This is a genomic window from Streptomyces sp. NPDC043726, assembly GCF_056436565.1.
This window is the reverse complement of the sequence record NZ_JBWKCI010000006.1, coordinates 1-15,321: the sequence shown is the minus strand read 5'-3', so window position 1 is coordinate 15,321 and position 15,321 is coordinate 1. Positions and strand designations below refer to the sequence as shown.

The 15,321-nt window shown below is 72.1% G+C and carries 12 protein-coding genes and 1 pseudogene; 6 read left to right on the top strand and 7 right to left on the bottom strand.

The window, feature by feature from the left end; all coding sequences use genetic code 11:
• Positions 1 to 271 precede the first annotated feature (271 nt).
• On the top strand, positions 272 to 952 hold the full coding sequence (locus AC068Z_RS18305) for a chaplin (RefSeq protein ID WP_478556392.1): 681 nt from the start codon (positions 272 to 274) through the stop codon (positions 950 to 952).
• Positions 953 to 1,158: 206 nt separating this feature from the next.
• A complete protein-coding gene (abc-f, locus tag AC068Z_RS18300) occupies positions 1,159 to 2,805 on the top strand; it encodes a ribosomal protection-like ABC-F family protein (RefSeq protein ID WP_478556390.1) in 1,647 nt (548 codons plus the stop codon).
• Between the two features lie 25 nt (positions 2,806 to 2,830).
• On the opposite strand, the gene AC068Z_RS18295 is transcribed toward abc-f, so the two are convergent.
• From AC068Z_RS18295 to AC068Z_RS18285, 3 genes are all read right to left on the bottom strand, one after another.
• The gene (locus AC068Z_RS18295; RefSeq protein ID WP_478556388.1) at positions 2,831 to 3,559 is read right to left on the bottom strand and encodes a class I SAM-dependent methyltransferase; all 729 of its coding nucleotides are present in this window, start codon (positions 3,557 to 3,559) and stop codon (positions 2,831 to 2,833) included.
• Positions 3,556 to 7,899 carry an aminotransferase class I/II-fold pyridoxal phosphate-dependent enzyme gene (locus tag AC068Z_RS18290; RefSeq protein WP_478556386.1) on the bottom strand — a complete coding sequence of 1,448 codons (4,344 nt, stop codon included), beginning with the start codon at positions 7,897 to 7,899 and terminating at the stop codon, positions 3,556 to 3,558. The genes AC068Z_RS18295 and AC068Z_RS18290 overlap by 4 nt, the downstream gene beginning before the upstream one ends.
• Before the next feature lie 103 nt (positions 7,900 to 8,002).
• A complete protein-coding gene (locus AC068Z_RS18285; RefSeq protein ID WP_478556384.1) occupies positions 8,003 to 8,488 on the bottom strand; it encodes a nucleoside deaminase in 486 nt (161 codons plus the stop codon).
• A 133-nt stretch (positions 8,489 to 8,621) separates the two neighbouring features.
• On the opposite strand from AC068Z_RS18285, the gene AC068Z_RS18280 reads away from it, so the two are divergent.
• Positions 8,622 to 9,572 (top strand): NAD-dependent epimerase/dehydratase family protein, encoded by a 951-nt coding sequence (locus tag AC068Z_RS18280; RefSeq protein ID WP_478556382.1) that lies wholly within the window; start codon positions 8,622 to 8,624, stop codon positions 9,570 to 9,572.
• 12 nt (positions 9,573 to 9,584) lie between these two features.
• Here the strand turns inward: AC068Z_RS18280 and AC068Z_RS18275 are convergent, their stop codons facing one another.
• On the bottom strand, positions 9,585 to 9,848 hold the full coding sequence (locus AC068Z_RS18275) for a GlsB/YeaQ/YmgE family stress response membrane protein (protein WP_478557257.1): 264 nt from the start codon (positions 9,846 to 9,848) through the stop codon (positions 9,585 to 9,587).
• 107 nt (positions 9,849 to 9,955) lie between these two features.
• Here AC068Z_RS18275 and AC068Z_RS18270 point away from each other — a divergent pair, with 107 nt between their 5' ends.
• A complete protein-coding gene (locus tag AC068Z_RS18270; protein WP_478556380.1) occupies positions 9,956 to 10,672 on the top strand; it encodes an aminoglycoside phosphotransferase family protein in 717 nt (238 codons plus the stop codon).
• A 108-nt stretch (positions 10,673 to 10,780) separates the two neighbouring features.
• The gene (locus AC068Z_RS18265) at positions 10,781 to 11,548 is read left to right on the top strand and encodes an ArsR/SmtB family transcription factor (protein WP_478557255.1); all 768 of its coding nucleotides are present in this window, start codon (positions 10,781 to 10,783) and stop codon (positions 11,546 to 11,548) included.
• Between the two features lie 88 nt (positions 11,549 to 11,636).
• Here the strand turns inward: AC068Z_RS18265 and AC068Z_RS18260 are convergent, their stop codons facing one another.
• Positions 11,637 to 12,077, bottom strand: a complete 441-nt coding sequence (locus tag AC068Z_RS18260) for an SPW repeat protein (RefSeq protein WP_478556378.1) — start codon at positions 12,075 to 12,077, stop codon at positions 11,637 to 11,639.
• A 250-nt stretch (positions 12,078 to 12,327) separates the two neighbouring features.
• Here AC068Z_RS18260 and AC068Z_RS18255 point away from each other — a divergent pair, with 250 nt between their 5' ends.
• Entirely contained in the window at positions 12,328 to 13,635 is a 1,308-nt protein-coding gene (locus tag AC068Z_RS18255; protein ID WP_478556376.1) for an aldehyde dehydrogenase family protein, read from the top strand.
• On the opposite strand, the pseudogene AC068Z_RS18250 reads toward AC068Z_RS18255, so the two are convergent.
• Both AC068Z_RS18250 and AC068Z_RS18245 read right to left on the bottom strand, forming a co-directional pair.
• Positions 13,628 to 14,240 (bottom strand): annotated as a pseudogene (locus tag AC068Z_RS18250) (TetR/AcrR family transcriptional regulator). The gene AC068Z_RS18255 and the pseudogene AC068Z_RS18250 overlap by 8 nt on opposite strands.
• A gap of 139 nt (positions 14,241 to 14,379) precedes the next feature.
• A complete protein-coding gene (locus AC068Z_RS18245; protein WP_478556374.1) occupies positions 14,380 to 15,267 on the bottom strand; it encodes an ABC transporter permease in 888 nt (295 codons plus the stop codon).
• Positions 15,268 to 15,321 lie beyond the last annotated feature (54 nt).

Genomic DNA, 15,321 nt, shown 5'->3' with positions numbered 1-15,321 from the left:
ACCGGGATCCGGCGCCCTCGATCACGATAAGCGGCCCGCACGGGCCTCGCCTCCGCACGAGCGGTCCGGGGCGCCGTACCCCGGCTGCCCCGGCCGTCCGCTGCATGTGCATACCTGCCTCTGCATCCGCATACGGCCATCTTTGCCGGTAGTTCGATAACCGTGCCGCTCGATGGGGTGAAAGGCCGATTAGCCATAACTCGGATGGTTCGCCCGCGTTTTATGCGGTGCGGGCGAGTGCCCGCGTCCACATCTGGAAGGCAGGGAACCTATGAGACGGGTTACCCGAAACGGTGTGATCGCCGTCGCCGCCGCCTCCGGCGCGATGGCGGTCGCGATGCCCGCGCAGGCCGACTCCGGGGCGGACGGCTCCGCGGCCGGCTCGCCCGGGCTGATCTCCGGCAACACCGTCCAGCTCCCGGTGCACGTGCCGGTGAACGTGTGCGGGAACACCGTGAACGTGGTGGGGCTGCTCAACCCGGCCGCGGGCAACACCTGCGCCAACGAGAGCGCGCACGAGAGTGCCGGCGGCGGCAGCCGGGGAGCGCCGGTCGGCGCGTCGGCGCCGGGGGGTGCGTCCGCGCGGGGCGGCGGAAAGGATTCGCCGGGTGTGATCTCCGGCAATGGCGTGCAGCTGCCGGTCCATGTTCCGGTCAACGTCAGCGGCAACAGTGTGAGCGTGGTCGGCATCGGCAACGCGGCCACCGGCAACGAGTCCGTGAACGGGCCAGGCGACCGTCCCGTACGCCCCGAACGCCCGGCGAAGCCGGCTCCCCGGCCGCCCCGGGCCCAGCCCGACCCCTGGCCCGCGGCACCCGTGCCGCACGCCCCCGGGCCCTCGCTCGCCCACACCGGCGCGGACCACGCCCTCCCCGCCGCCGCGGGCGGCGCCGCCCTCCTCCTCGGCGGCGCCGTCCTCTACCGGCGCTTCCGTCCGAGCGCGACGCGCTGACCCCAGGGCGGAACGCCTCCGCACCCCCGAAGGCCGCCCGACCGGGACGCTCCGGCCGGGCGACCTTCGAGATTCCCCATAGAGACGATACGCATCGTCTTGCTATAGTCGCCGCATGGCTTTCTTCTGCTTTCTCTGAGTCCGGGCACGGCCGACGCCGCCGTTTCAGCTGCCCGTAGACCCGCCGTACCCCCAGGGAAAGTCCCATGCGCGAACGCGCCCATGCCGCCGCACCCGCCGCCGTGGCACAGCTGTCCGTCAAGAACGTCACCAAGTCCTACGGCACCCGGACCGTCCTGGACCAGGTCTCCTTCACCGTCCGCCCCGGAGAGCGGGCCGCCGTCATCGGCGAGAACGGCTCCGGCAAATCCACCCTGCTACGACTGCTCGCCGCGGCCGAGGCCCCCGACACCGGGGAGATCACCGTCGGCTTCCCCGGCGGCACCGGCCACCTCGCCCAGACCCTCGACCTCGACGCGGACCGCACCGTGCAGGACGCCGTGGACCTAGCCCTCACCGAGCTGCGCGCCATGGAACACCGGCTGCGCACGGAGGAGGAGCGTCTCGGCGAGGCGTCCCAGGACGAACTCGCCGCCTACGGCGAGCTGCTGATCGCCTACGAGGAACGCGGCGGGTACGAGGCGGACGCCCGCGTCGACGCCGCCCTGCACGGGCTCGGACTCGGCCACCTCACCCGCGACCGGCCGCTCGGCACGCTGTCCGGCGGCGAGCAGTCACGGCTGGCGCTCGCCTGCGTGCTCGCGGCCGACCCCGAACTGCTGCTGCTCGACGAGCCGGGCAACCACCTCGACGCGACGGCCGTGCGCTGGCTCGTCGAGCGGCTGCGCACGCACCGGGGCACCGTCGTCGCGGTCACCCACGACCGGGACTTCCTGGAGCGCATCGCCACGACGATCCTCGAGGTCGACCGGGACACGCGCGCGGTGCGCCGGTACGGCGACGGCTGGGCCGGCTACCGGGCCGCGAAGGCCGCCGCCCGGCGCCGCGCCGAGCAGGAGCACGCGGACTGGCTCGAGGACGTGGCCCGTACCCGCGAGCTGGTGGAGGCCGCCGGGAAACGGCTGGCCACCACGGGCAAGGACCCGCGGCAGGGCTTCGGTAAGCACCGTCGCTCGCACGAGGCGAAGCTCGGCGGACAGGTGCGTTCGGCCCGGGAGCGGCTGGCCCACCTGCTGCGCCACCCCGTCGCGGCACCGCCGGCACCTCTGCGGTTCACGGCCGCGCTGTCGGGCGCGGACGGCGGGCAGCACCCAGACCGCCCGCTCGTCGCGCTGGACGGCGTCGCGGTCGGCGACCGGCTGCGGCTCGACGGGCCGCTGACGATCACGCCCGGACAGCGGCTGCTCGTGACGGGCGAGAACGGCGCCGGCAAGACCACGCTGCTGCGGGTCCTGGCCGGAGACCTGGTTCCCGACGCGGGCACGGTGTGCCGCTCCGCCCGGATCGGCTACCTGGCGCAGGAGCTGCCGGTGCGCTCCTCCCGGCTCTCGCTGCTCGCCGCCTTCGCGGCCGGGGAGCCCGGCCCGCCGGAGGAGCACGCCGAGCGGCTGCTGGCGCTCGGCCTGTTCCGGGAGGAGGACCTGCGAGTCCGGGTCGCTGACCTGTCCGGCGGACAGCGGCGGCGGCTGCAGATCGCGCGTCTGGTGATCCGGCCCGCGGATCTGCTCGTCCTCGACGAGCCGACGAACCACATCGCCCTCGACCTGGTGGCGGACCTGGAGGCGGCGATCGCCGCCTACCCCGGGGCCGTCGTCGCGGTCTCGCACGACCGCGGCTTCCGCGAGCGGTTCCCGGGCGGGCGGCTGGCCCTGCGCGCGGGGCGCGGGTGCTGACCCGGCGCCCGGCCGCCCGTCGGGTTCACCGGGCCTCGCCCGTCAGCAGCACCATCCCGGAGTCGCCGTAGTCCGGCAGCGTCGGGTCGGAGTCGATGTGGGTGACCGACAGCTGACGGGTCAGCGGCGCGAACACCTCGGTGACCCGGTCGGGGTCGATCGGGCAGCCCGGCCAGCGTGAGGCCGGCCCGATGCGGTAGGTCGGCATGTTCTCCATGAAGGCCGCCACCAGGTACCCGCCCGGCGCCACACAGCGCACGAAGGCCCGGCAGAAGGCGGTGAACTCCGCGAAGTCCTCGGTGGCGCCCTCCGCGACGAAGTGCATCGACGCCAGGCCGTAGGTGTCCGGCGGCAGCTCACGCACGTCCGCGTGCACCACGTACACGGGAGCCAGCGCCCGCGCCGGGGTCGGCGGGACCGCGGGGTTGAGGCGTCGGCACAGGGCGTGGAACGGCAGCCAGCTCGCCTCGGGGCCACGCTGGATCTGCCGTTCCAGATAGTCGACGTTCCCCGCCCCGGCCTCGACGGCCTCGATCCGGCGGCTCACGGCGGCGGCGAGCATCAGCGGATACAGGTTCGGGCCCGCCCCGAACTCCACCGAGCGGGCCACGGAACCGGGAGCGAGGCGCCGGTAGAACGCCGAGTGGTGCGCGATGACCGCCGCGTCCGAGGGGTGCACCTCCCGGTAGTTCTCGGCGAGGTAGTCCGCGACCGGCCAGCGGTCCCAGTCCACGTCGTCGTTGTGGGTCGTCATGACCGTGCTACCCCCTGAGCCCCGGCCGGCTCTTCCCGGCGCCGCAGCGGGTACCGCCCGGCCAGCCGGGTCAGCGTGCCGTTGAGCCGGGAGATGTCCTCGTCGGAGTTGAGCGCCGTGACCTGGACCCGGAACCCCACCCGGTCGCGCGGGACGAGCGGGTAGGCGGCGAGCGTCACGTAGATGCCCTCGGACCACAGGAACCGGGCGACCGCGTCCAGGTCGTCCGGGTCGGCCAGCGGGACCTCCAGGATCGGCAGCCGGTCCCGGTTGAGGGTGTACACGTCGAGCTCGGCCAGATGGTCCAGCACCCGGGCCGTCTTGCGGTACAGATCGGCGCGTACGGCGTCACCGCGCCGGTCGTTGACGTCCAGCCCGGCCATTACGGTGGCCAGCGACGCCGTAGGGGAGGGACCGGAGTACAGGTAGGGCGCCGCCGCCGTCTTGAGCCGGTTCTTCAGCGCCGTCGGCAGCGCGAGGAAGGCCAGCAGTGAGGAATACGCCTTGGAGAACCCGGCGACCAGCACGATCTGGTCGTACGACTCATCGGTGTAGCGCACCACGCTGTTGCCGCGCGAGCCGTACGGGCACGAGTCGTCCGGGCCGCGCTCCCCGATCACGCCGAAGCCGTGCGCGTCGTCGACGTACAGGACGGCGCCCCGGTCGCGGCACACGGCGGCGAGCGTGGGCAGGTCGCAGACGTTGCCGCTCATGCTGTTGACGCCGTCCAGGCACACCAGGCGGGGCGCGGCCGCAGGCGCCGCGGCCAGCAACGCGTCGAGTTCGTCGGGCCGTTCGGCGTGGAAGCGGCGCAGGGTGGCGCCCTGCCCGCGGGCGACCAGGGCGCCGTCGTAGACCGTGCGGTGGGCGGTGGCCTCGACGAAGACGTGCCCCTGCTCGGCGAGGACCGGGATCACCGAGGCGTGGATCAGGGTCAGCGTCGGCAGCAGCAGGGTGTCCGGGGCGTGGAGCAGTCCGGTGAGCCGCTCCTCGATCTCCGGGTACAGCCGCGGGCTGCCGATCAGCCGGGACCAGCTCGGATGTGTGCCCCAGCGCCGTACGGCCGGTTCGACGCCGGCGATGACCTCCGGGTCCCAGTCGAAGCCCAGGTAGTTGCAGGAGGCGAAGTCGATCAGCCAGTGGTCGCGGCAGCGGATGTGCCGGCCGCGCACCTCGTCCAGGACCGCGTCGCTCATCGGGCTGGTGCGCCGCAGCCGTTCGAGGTCCGCCGAGGTGGCGCGCCGCTCGGGCGGGGCGCCGCGCGAGGGCAGCGCACGCGTCGGGCGGGCCGGCGCCGTACGGCCGCCGCCGCGCCGCCGCAGAACCCGCTCGGTCTGTTCGACCGTCATCGGCCGGGCGAACAGATAGCCCTGCCCGAGGCGGCATCCCATGCCCGCCAGCAGGTCGCGTTGCGCCCGGTCCTCGATGCCCTCGGCGATCACCTGGAGGCCGAGCGTGTCGGCGAGCCGCACGATGCCCTCCACCAGGGCGACCTGCTGGGAGTCGCGGGTGATGTCCTCGATGAACGACTTGTCGATCTTCAGTACGTCGATGGGGAAGTCCCGCAGATAGCGCAGCGAGGAGAAGCCGGTGCCGAAGTCGTCGACGGCGATCCGCACCCCCAGTTCCTTGAGCGCGTGCAGCACCGTCTGGATCTGGGTGTCCCGGCGCAGCAGCACCGTCTCGGTCAGCTCCAGCTGGAGCGAGCCGGGCGCGAGCCCGGGGGTGCGCAGCGCCTGGCCGACGTGGTCCAGGAAGGCGTTGTCCCGGAACTGCCGGGCGGACACGTTGACGCTGATGAACGGCGGTCCGTTGTGGGTCCGCGCCAGCGGCTGGAGGCCCGCGAAGTCCTGGGCGGCGTTCTCCAGGACCCAGGCGCCGAGCGCGCCGATGTGTCCGGTCTCCTCGGCGAGGGTGATGAACTGCTCCGGCAGCACCGGTGGCCGCGGCGCGCCCGGCCAGCGCACCAGCGCCTCGAAGCCGACGACCTGGCCGACGCTGATGTCCACGACCGGCTGGTAGCGCAGGGTGAACTCCTCGTCGGCCACGGCTCGCGCGAGCCGGCTCTGCAGATCGTGCCGCTCGACCATCCGGGTGTGCAGCAGCTGCTGGAACCGCCGCCATTGGCGCTTGCCGGCCGCCTTGGCCGCGTACAGCGCGAGGTCGGCGTGGCGCAGCAGTTCCTCCGCGTCGGTGCTGTCCCGCGCGGTGGCCACGCCGACGCTGGCGGAGACCGTCACCGTCTGCTCGGCCAGCCGGAACGGCCGCGAGAGCGCCTGGATGACCTGAGCCGCGAGCAGCTCGGCGTCCAGCGGCTCCCGGGCGTCCTCCATGAGTACGGCGAACTCGTCGCCGCCGAGCCGGGCTGCGGTGTCGCTGCGGCGCAGGGTGCGGGAGAGCCGGGTGCCGACGGCGACGAGCAGATGGTCGCCGGTGGTGTGCCCGAGCGTGTCGTTGACCTGCTTGAAGTCGTCCAGGTCGATGAAGAGCAGACAGGTCAGCGCGGACTCGCGGCGGCCGCGCAGCAGGGCGCGCTCGATCCGCTCCAGCAGCAGCGTCCGGTTCGGCAGCCCGGTCAGCGAGTCGTGGAAGGCCCGCTGGGTGAGCTCCTGCTGGAGCCGCCGCTGCTCGGTGACATCCCGCAGGGTGACGACCAGGCCCCCCACGGTGGGCTCGCCGCGGAAGTTGGTGCACCGCACCTCCACCTCGACGTGTCCGTCGCGGCGGCGCACCCACCAGTGGTCGTGGCCCGCCCGGGACTGCGCGTCGCGCACGGACGACAGCGTCCGGGCCGCGCGCTCCCGGTCCCTCGGGTCCACCAGGTCCGGCAGCGAGCCGCCCGCCAGCTCCGAGGTGCCGAAGACCGAGGACGCGGACGGGCTCGCGTACCGGATCGTGTCGTCGTCCTCCACGATCAGGATCACGTCGGAGGTGTTGCGGACGAGGGTGCGGAAGTAGGCCTCGCTCTCCTTGCGCACGACCTCCTGGCGCAGCATCACCCGCTCCACGGCCAGGCCCGCGTGGGAGGCGAGGATGTCCAGGGAGCCGCGGGTCTCGGCGAGCCGCCGGGCGGGCCCGGCCACCAGCAGCGCGCCCGCGGCACCGCCGGGCGGCCGGTCGGGCGGGGTCATCGGGCACACCAGCACGGACGGCAGGTCGCCCAGTTCGGCGGCGAGCTCCGGGCCGAGGGCGTCCGGGGTGGTCAGGTGCGCCTCGCGCAGGGCCGGGACCGTGACCTTCTCGGCGGGCAGCACCAGGGTGCGGTGGCGGACGGTGGGTCCGAGCAGGGTGTCGGCGGCGCGCTCGCAGGACCGGACCACGTCGGTCTGGAGGAACGCCGAGACCAGCGAGCCCGCGGCCGCGCGCAGGGTCAGTTCCCGGGCCACGGCCTGGCGGTGGGCCACGACCATGACCGCCAGGCGCAGGATGACCAGGAGGAACAGCAGGGCCGAGAACGCGGCGATCACGGCGGCGTCCTGGGCGGTGTCGCGGATCGACTCGTGCAGCAGGATGCCGGGTGCGATCAGCGTCGCGAGCGCGAGCAGCAGCAGTCGGCGGGCGGGCGGGACGAGGGACGCGCGGGTGGGCACGGACGCGGTCAGTTCCACCATGGCCGGATGGAGCGCGGCCAGGCCCCAGGCCGTGTAGAAGATGATCCACCCGGCGTCGATCAGCGTGCCCGTCTGCCACAGCCCGTTGAGCTGCAGGATGCCGTAGGCGATGTCGAAGAGAAGCAGCGTCAGGGTGCCGATGACGAGGAGCTGGACCGACCGGTTGGGCCCCTTGAGGGGGCTTGGGGCGAGCAGCCGTACGAGCAGGGCCAGCACGAGGACGTCGCCGAGCGGATAGGCGATGCTGATCGCCCGCTGCTGCCAGGTCAGTCCCTCCACCTCGGTGAGCGGCTGCACCAGATACACCCAGACCGGCAGCGCCAGAGCCGCGGTGAAGATCAGCGCGTCCAGCAGGCTGGGCAGGTCGTGGCCCGCCCAGCGGTAGCGGACCAGGCCGGACAGGCCGATGGCGAACAGCGGGTAGGTGGCCAGGTAGCAGGCGTCGGCGGGGGAGGGGAACGGGTTGGAGGCGTCGAAGTACTCCTCCATCGCGTTGTAGTACGTGTCCCCGGTGATGAAGGTCAGCAGCCCGGCGGCCAGCGCCCACCAGGGCCAGCGATGGGCGGGTCGGTGTACCTCGACGCCGATCAGGACGGCGGCGACCCCGGAAAGACCGATCACGGCCCACACCGGGGTGAGGGCCGCCGGGACCGTCAGGTACACGGCGGTGGCGACCCCGACCAGGGTCACCAGTGCGGCCGTAAGCCGCTGAGCCGGCTGCAAGGTCATGCGCCTCCCCGCGTGGGAGGGGCCCGGCCCATCCGGCCGTGGCCTTTCTTGATCCTAGGCAGCGAGGGTCGGCCCGTGCATCTCGGGCGGGACAGGGTGCCGTTCAGCCCCGCGTGCGGTGGAAGCGGAAGTGCAGTGCGCGGATGTCGTCGACCAGCTCGGGGACCGGGCCCTCCACCGTCACGCCGGGCGCGATGTCGTTGACGGGCAGGGCCCGTACCGGCGCGGCCGGTACGCCCAGCTCGGTCAGCCAGGCGGAGAGCTGTTCGGAGGAGGCCACGTACACGATGCGGCCGAGGCCCACCCAGGCGTGCGCGGCCGCGCACATGGGGCAGTGCTCGCCGGACGTGTAGACCGTGGCCGCGGCCCGCTCCTCGGGCGTGAGCCGGGCCGCCGCGAGCCGGGCCAGCTCGAACTCGGGGTGCCGGGTGCGGTCGCCGGATGCCACCCGGTTGTGGTCCTCGGCGACCACTGAGCCGTCCGCCGTGACGAGCACCGATCCGAACGGCTCGTCCCCGGCGTCCAGCGCCTCGGCCGCCAGTTCCACGCAGCGCCGCAGGTACGGCAGTTCGGAGTCCTTCACGCCCATGGCGTACGCCCCTTCCGGCTCGGGTGATCTTCCCGCGCAGCCTACGCCGGACGGCCATTGCCAGACCCTGTCGTGAGAGTTATAGTCTCTAACGAAAGCGATGGAAGCTAACTATCCCGAGAAGGGGTCAGCCATGACCACTGAGATGCGCGCCCTGCACGTCGTCCTCGGCTCCGGCCCGGCCGGAACCGCGCTCGCCCGCGAACTGGTGCGCCGGGGCCACCCCGTGCGGCTCGTCGACCGCAAGGGCGAGGGCCCCGCGCTCCAGGGCGTGACGCGGTGCGCCGCCGACGTCTCCACCCCCGAGGGCGCGCGGGCCGCTCTGGCCGGCGCCGCCGTCGCCTACCACTGCGTCAACGTCGGCTATCACCTCCAGGTCGAGGTGATGCCGCGCATCCAGGAGGCCGTCCTGGCCGCCGCCGAGGAGTCCGGCGCCCGCCTGGTCGTGCTCGACACGCTCTACCCGTACGGCGAGACCGGGGGAGCGGTGATGACCGAGGACTCACCGTGGCAGGCGACCACTCGCAAGGGCCGGATGCGCGCCGAACTCGATGAGAAGTACCTCGCCGCCCACCGTGAGGGCCGCGCCCGCGTCGTCCTCGGCCGCTCCGCCGACTTCGTCGGGCCCGGCGTGCTCAACTCCACGCTCGGCGGCGCCGTGTTCCCGGCCGCGCTGACCGGCGGCGAGGTCCCGGGACTCGGCGACATCGACCTGCCGCACAGCTACACCAGCATCGAGGACGTGGCGGCCGGGCTCGCGACCCTCGGCGAGCACCCGGAGGGCGACGGCCGCGTCTGGCACCTGCCGACGGCGCCCGCCCTGAGCACTCGCGAGATCCTCACCTTGATCGAGAAGCGGGTGGGCGGGCCCCTGACCGTCGTGCCCGTGCCCGAGGCGCGCCCCTTCGGCCCGTTCGACGAGGAGTTCATGGCCGAGTACGCGGAGATGTTCTACCAGCACACCGAGCCGCAGATCATGGACTCCTCGGCCTTCGAACGGGCCTTCGGGGCGGCACCGACCCCGCTGGCCGAGACCATCGACGCCACCGTCGCCTGGTACGCGCAATGGCTCGGCCGGCAGTGACCGCCGGGTCGGTCAGCGGCGTGCCTTCGACCGGTCCAGCGCGACGACACCCAGTGCCGCCAGCGCGATCTGGAACAGCCACTCGACCCAGTCGACACCATCGGTGTCGGCCACGCCGAACGCCGAGGCCAGGGCCGTACCGATCAGTGCGGCCAGAATGCCCACGAGAATCGTGAGCAGGATCCCGATGCGCTGACGGCCGGGCACCACCAGCCGGCCCAGCACACCGATGACAATGCCGATCACAATGGCACTGATGATGCCGGAGATCTCCATCTCCACCTCTTCTCCTCGGTCCCCCCACATCCTCCGGGTGCCCCTCCGTGCCATGAACAGTCCGTTCGATTTCAACCAACGGCGAGCCCAGCGGCGATACTCGGCGGATGAAGGAACACGCGCTGGACGGCGGAGCGATCAACGAGGTCGTACGGGTGGGCGCGACGGTACGGCGGCGGCCCGCACCGCGATCGCCGTACGTGCACGACCTGCTCGCCCTGTTCGAGCGGCACGGCTGGCCGGGGGCGCCGCGGTTCCTCGGGACCGACGAGCAGGGCCGGGAGATGCTCGGCTATCTCGAGGGGCGGGCAGCGGTCAGTCCCGAGGAGCGGACGGCGGCCCGCACGGACGCGGCGCTCGTCCGGATCGCCCGCATGGTGCGCGAGTTCCACGACCTGACCCACGGCACCGCCCTCGCCGGTGACCGGGACGTGGTCTGCCACAACGACCTGGCGCCGAAGAACACCGTGTACGACGCCGACTGGCGCCCGACCGCCTTCGTCGACTGGGACCTCGCCGCCCCGGGCGAGCGGGTGCACGACGTGGCCCATGTGTGCTGGCAGTTCCTGGGCCTCGGACCCGGTGTGACCGATGTGCCCGAGGCGGCCCGGCGGATCGGGCTCGTACGCGAGGCGTACGGCGAGCGCGAGCTGGACGATCTGGTCGACACGATCCTGTGGTGGCAGGACCGGTGTCTGCGGGGCATCGCGGCCGGCGCCGAGCGTGGCGACGCGGCCATGGTCCGGCTGCGGGAGCGAGGAGTCCTGGAAGAGGTGCGAGCCGCTCACGACTGGGTGGCGGACCATCGCCGGGAGCTCGGCTGAGCAGGCGGGCTCACGGAGGAATCGGAGGGTTGTGGCAGCGGGCGCCGAGTTGACATGCAAGGAATTGCCTGCATAACGTTGAGTGTGCGATCAGTGGACGCCTCCCGGATGGATCAGGTCTTCAAGGCCCTGGCCGACGACACGCGCAGGCGGCTCCTCGACCGGCTGCACGAGGAGAACGGCCAGACGCTCGGTGAGCTGTGCGCCCGCATCGCGATGACGCGGCAGGCGGTGACCCAGCACCTCGCCGTCCTGGAGGCGGCCCGTCTGATCAGCACGGTGCGGCGGGGGAGGGAGAAGCTGCACTACCTCAACCCGGTCCCGCTCCACGAGATCCAGGAGCGCTGGATCGACAAGTTCGAGCGCCCGCGGCTGCGCGCGCTCGGCGCCGTGAAGCGACAAGCCGAGGAAGCCATGACCGACAAGCCCACCTACGTCTACGTCATCTACATCGAGAGCACGCCCGACAAGGTCTGGGACGCGCTCACCGACGCCGACCTGACCGCCGGCTACTGGGGGCACAGCAATGTCTCCGACTGGCAGCAGGGCTCCCGCTGGGCACACGTCCGCACCGACGGCTCCGGCATCGCCGACGTGGTCGGTACCGTCGTGGTGAGCGAGCGGCCGACGCGCCTGGTCACCACCTGGGCCGAACCGGACAAGGAGGGCCGGGCCGACGCCTCGTCCCGGGTCACCTTCGACATCCAGCCGCACGGCGCCATCGTCCGGCTGACCGTGACCCACGAGAACCTGCCCACTGAGGACGACCTCGCCGCCGTCTCCCAGGGGTGGCCGGCCGTGCTGTCCAACCTCAAGTCCCTGCTGGAGACCGGCCGCACGCTCTCGCAGGAGCCGTGGCTGGTGCCGGAGGGCTGAGCCGGGACGCGAGGCGTCGGCGGACCCCGGGGTACGGGGGCCCGCCGACGCGTTCTCCTCTTTCCCTTGTTCCTCTACTTCGTGGCTGTTATGGCCTCGGGGCGCTCTTCGCCGCCGCACCGGCGCACGTCAGGCCGAGTATCACGGCCAGCGCTCCGATGATGATGTTGTTCCACACGACGCCGGCGTCCGGGCTGTCGCCGACGATCCACGGCGCGACGATCATCCAGGCGCCCAGTGCGCACATGGCCCAGCTCAGGCCGTACATGCGCTCGGGAGCCCGGGTGAATCCGAGCGCCAGCAGGCCGATCGCGATCCCCATGACCAGGTTGTGCGGGACGAGATCGGGCTGGCTGGTCGTGTAGTGGACGATCCACGGGGACACGGCGCAGTAAAGACCGAGCAGGAACACCGGTCCGTCCAAGAGCGTCACATCACGACCGCCGAGCATGCGGGCGTAGCGTTCCCGCATCTCCGATGCATCGGGGTGGCTGGTTATGTCACCCCGGGTGGGCGAGACGTTGGCCATGACTCGTCTCCTTTGACTCGCAGGCCTGACCGCGTCTGGTGCGGTATGCGGATAAGCGCCGCCTACCGAGCATTTTGCTCTTATTTGGCCTTTATGTGTAGAGGCTGCACTGTGGAGAGGTCCAGTCGAGGGCTGGGTCTGGGAATCGTTTCTCGAGCTGAATGGTTGGTGTATACATCGATACGTCGGGCCGACCGCCCGGCCAGACCGCGAGCGGGCCGCACGGCCCGCGCATCACCAGCGAGGCACCGTGAACCACCCCGCCGACCCCGTGGCGCGACTGCGCGCCGCCTTCCGCACCGGCCGCACCAAGCCCGTCGAGTGGCGCGTCACGCAACTGCGCCGGCTGCGCGCGATGCTCACCGAGAACGCCCCCGAGCTGGCCGCCGCCCTCCACGCCGACCTGGGCAAGAGCGCCAAGGAGTCCCAGCGCACCGAGATCGGTTTCACCGTCCGTGAGATCGACCACACCCTCGACCACCTCGACGACTGGCTGCGCCCCGTCCCCGTCCCCGTCCCGGAGCACCTCGGCGCCGACGCCCGCGCCTGGACGCAGTACGACCCGCTCGGCGTCGTCCTCGTCATCGCCCCCTGGAACTATCCGGTCCAGCTGCTGCTGACCCCGATCGTCGGTGCGCTCGCCGCGGGCAACGCGGTCGTCGCCAAGCCCAGCGAACTCGCTCCGGCCACCTCCGCCGTACTGGCCCGGCTGCTGCCCGCGCACCTGGATCCCGAGGCGGTGGCGGTCGTCGAAGGCGGCGTGCCCGAGACCACGGCCCTGCTGGCCGAGCGCTTCGACCACATCTTCTACACCGGCAACGGCACGGTCGGCCGGATCGTGATGCGCGCCGCCGCCGAACACCTGACCCCGGTCACCCTCGAACTCGGCGGCAAGTCACCGGCGTTCGTCGACCGCGACGCCGACCTCACGGTCGTCGCCGACCGGTTGGCCGCCGGGAAGTTCCTCAACGCCGGGCAGACCTGCGTGGCCCCCGACTACGTCCTCACCGACCCCGAGACCGCGGCGGCCCTGGAGGCCGAGTTCGTCCGCGCGGTGGAGGCACTGTTCGGCACCGACCCGGCGGTCTCGCCCGAGTACGGCCGGATCGTCAACGAACGGCACTTCGACCGGCTGACCGGGCTGCTCGGCTCGGGGCGCGCGGTGGTCGGCGGGGCGAGCGACCGGGCGTCGAAGTACATCGCGCCGACTGTCCTGGCCGACGTCGACCCCGCCTCGCCCGTCATGCGCGAGGAGATCTTCGGCCCGATCCTGCCCGTCGTCACCGTCCCCGGCCTGGACGAGGCGATCGACTTCATCAACGACCGCGACAAGCCCCTCGCCCTGTACGTCTTCTCCGCATCGGACGACACGCGCGAGCGCATCGCCGCCGAGACCTCCTCGGGCGGCCTCGGACACGGCCTGCCGCTCGCCCACCTCACCGTCTCCGACCTGCCGTTCGGCGGAGTGGGCGAGAGCGGTATGGGCAACTACCACGGCCGCTGTTCCATCGACACGTTCAGCCATCGCAAGGCGGTGCTGGCCAAGCCGCTCAACTGACACTCATCCGTGTCGCCGCCTCGTAGACCAGACGCGCGTGCAGCTCGAACAACGCGACCAGGTCCACGCCGTCGCCGGCGATCTCCCGCTGGACGAACAGTCCGTCGGCGCCCGCGACGGCGTAGGTGGTGAGGGTGTGGACCTCGCTCTCGTCCAGGTCCGGGAAGAGGGTACGGATCGTCTCCGAGATCCGCTGCCGGGAGATCTCCCGCACCTGGAGGAAGACGGTCCGGCCGCGGGGTCTCGGTCGGACGGCGTTCGAGCGCGAGCATGAGGCCGAGGCGGAGGAAGTCAGGGGCCTCGACGAGGGACCTGGCGATGTTCGCGGCCATGAGCGTGACCCGCTCCAGAGGCGGCCCTTCGGCGGGCAGCTCCACGGCCGCCGGCCACGTCTCGAAGCTGCGCTCGATGACCGCGGCGATCAGGTCGTCCTTGTCCTTGAAGTGCCAGTAGACGGAGCTGGCCGGGAGCCCGCACTTGGCGCTGACGGCGGCGATGCAGGTGCCGTCGTCACCGCGCTCGCCGGCGATCTCCACGGTGGCGTCCAGAATGCGCTGCCGGGACTCCACCCCGTTGGCCCGCTTCCTGCGGGGGGTCTGCGTCATGGCTGTGTCTCCGGCTCGCGCGGTCATCTCCGAAGCGCCCACTCGAATGGGAACGAGTCCTCTAGGAGCTGGAGACGTCCGGTAGCGGCAGGGTGGCGAAAGAGGGCGGCGAGGCTGCCCTCCCCGGCCGCCGCGCCGGTCAGCTCTTGGCCAGCAGGCCCCGGCTGCGCAGCACCCGCCGCTCCAGGGGGCTGAAGATCAGCAGGTCGATGGCGATGCCGACGAGCAGGATCAGGAAGATGGCCAGGAACACCTGGGACATGCTGGCGTTGTTGCGGCCGTTCTCCAGCAACTGGCCGAGTCCGACGCCGAGATCGGGCGACGACGCGATGATCTCGGCGGCCATCAGCGAGCGCCAGGAGAACGCCCAGCCCTGCTTCAGACCCGCCAGATAGCCCGGCAGGGCGCCCGGCATCACGATGTGCCAGGCCTCGCGCATCCCGGTCGCGCCCAGGGTGCGTCCGGCGCGCAGGTACAGCGGGGGGATCTGGTCGATGCCCGCGACCAGGCCGTTGGCGATGGAGGGGACCGCGCCGAGCAGGATCACGGCGTACATCATCGAGTTGTTCAGACCCAGCCACAGCACGGCCGGCGGCACCCACGCGACCGACGGCAGCGACTGGAGGCCGGACAGGATCGGTCCGATCGCCGCCCGCACGAACTTCACCCGCGCGACCAGCAGACCCAGCGGGGTGCCGATGGCCAGCGCGAGCAGGAAGCCGAGCAGACCGCGCGAGACGCTCGTCCAGATGTAGTCGAGCAGGGTGCCCTGCAGCCAGGCGGCGCGGACCTCGTCCCCTACGGCGGAGGGCGAGGGAAGCTTGTAGGCGGGGGCGACCTCGGCCCAGACCAGCACCTGCCACACCACCAGCACCAGCGCGACGGCGGTGACGGGTGGGAGGACCTTGCGTACGAGGGTGTCGCGCACGGAGGCGCGGCTGGTCTGGACGGTGTCGAGGGCGTCCAGGCCGGCTTCGAGGCCGGCGAGGTCGTTGCCGTCCTTGGCGGTGGTCTCAGTGCTGGCCATGGCGGCGGATCTCCCCACGCAGTTCTTCGGTGATCGCGACGGACAGCTCGGCGA

Bases quoted from the DNA above. Each gene is read 5' to 3' on its own strand.
- AC068Z_RS18270 (WP_478556380.1), top strand. From the start codon at position 9,956: ATGAAGGAACACGCGCTGGACGGCGGAGCGATCAACGAGGTCGTACGG.
- AC068Z_RS18295 (WP_478556388.1), bottom strand. From the start codon at position 3,559: ATGACGACCCACAACGACGACGTGGACTGGGACCGCTGGCCGGTCGCG.
- AC068Z_RS18290 (WP_478556386.1), bottom strand. From the start codon at position 7,899: ATGACCTTGCAGCCGGCTCAGCGGCTTACGGCCGCACTGGTGACCCTG.
- AC068Z_RS18285 (WP_478556384.1), bottom strand. From the start codon at position 8,488: ATGGGCGTGAAGGACTCCGAACTGCCGTACCTGCGGCGCTGCGTGGAA.
- abc-f (WP_478556390.1), top strand. From the start codon at position 1,159: ATGCGCGAACGCGCCCATGCCGCCGCACCCGCCGCCGTGGCACAGCTG.
- AC068Z_RS18260 (WP_478556378.1), bottom strand. From the start codon at position 12,077: ATGGCCAACGTCTCGCCCACCCGGGGTGACATAACCAGCCACCCCGAT.
- AC068Z_RS18275 (WP_478557257.1), bottom strand. From the start codon at position 9,848: ATGGAGATCTCCGGCATCATCAGTGCCATTGTGATCGGCATTGTCATC.
- AC068Z_RS18245 (WP_478556374.1), bottom strand. From the start codon at position 15,267: ATGGCCAGCACTGAGACCACCGCCAAGGACGGCAACGACCTCGCCGGC.
- AC068Z_RS18265 (WP_478557255.1), top strand. From the start codon at position 10,781: ATGGATCAGGTCTTCAAGGCCCTGGCCGACGACACGCGCAGGCGGCTC.
- AC068Z_RS18305 (WP_478556392.1), top strand. From the start codon at position 272: ATGAGACGGGTTACCCGAAACGGTGTGATCGCCGTCGCCGCCGCCTCC.
- AC068Z_RS18280 (WP_478556382.1), top strand. From the start codon at position 8,622: ATGACCACTGAGATGCGCGCCCTGCACGTCGTCCTCGGCTCCGGCCCG.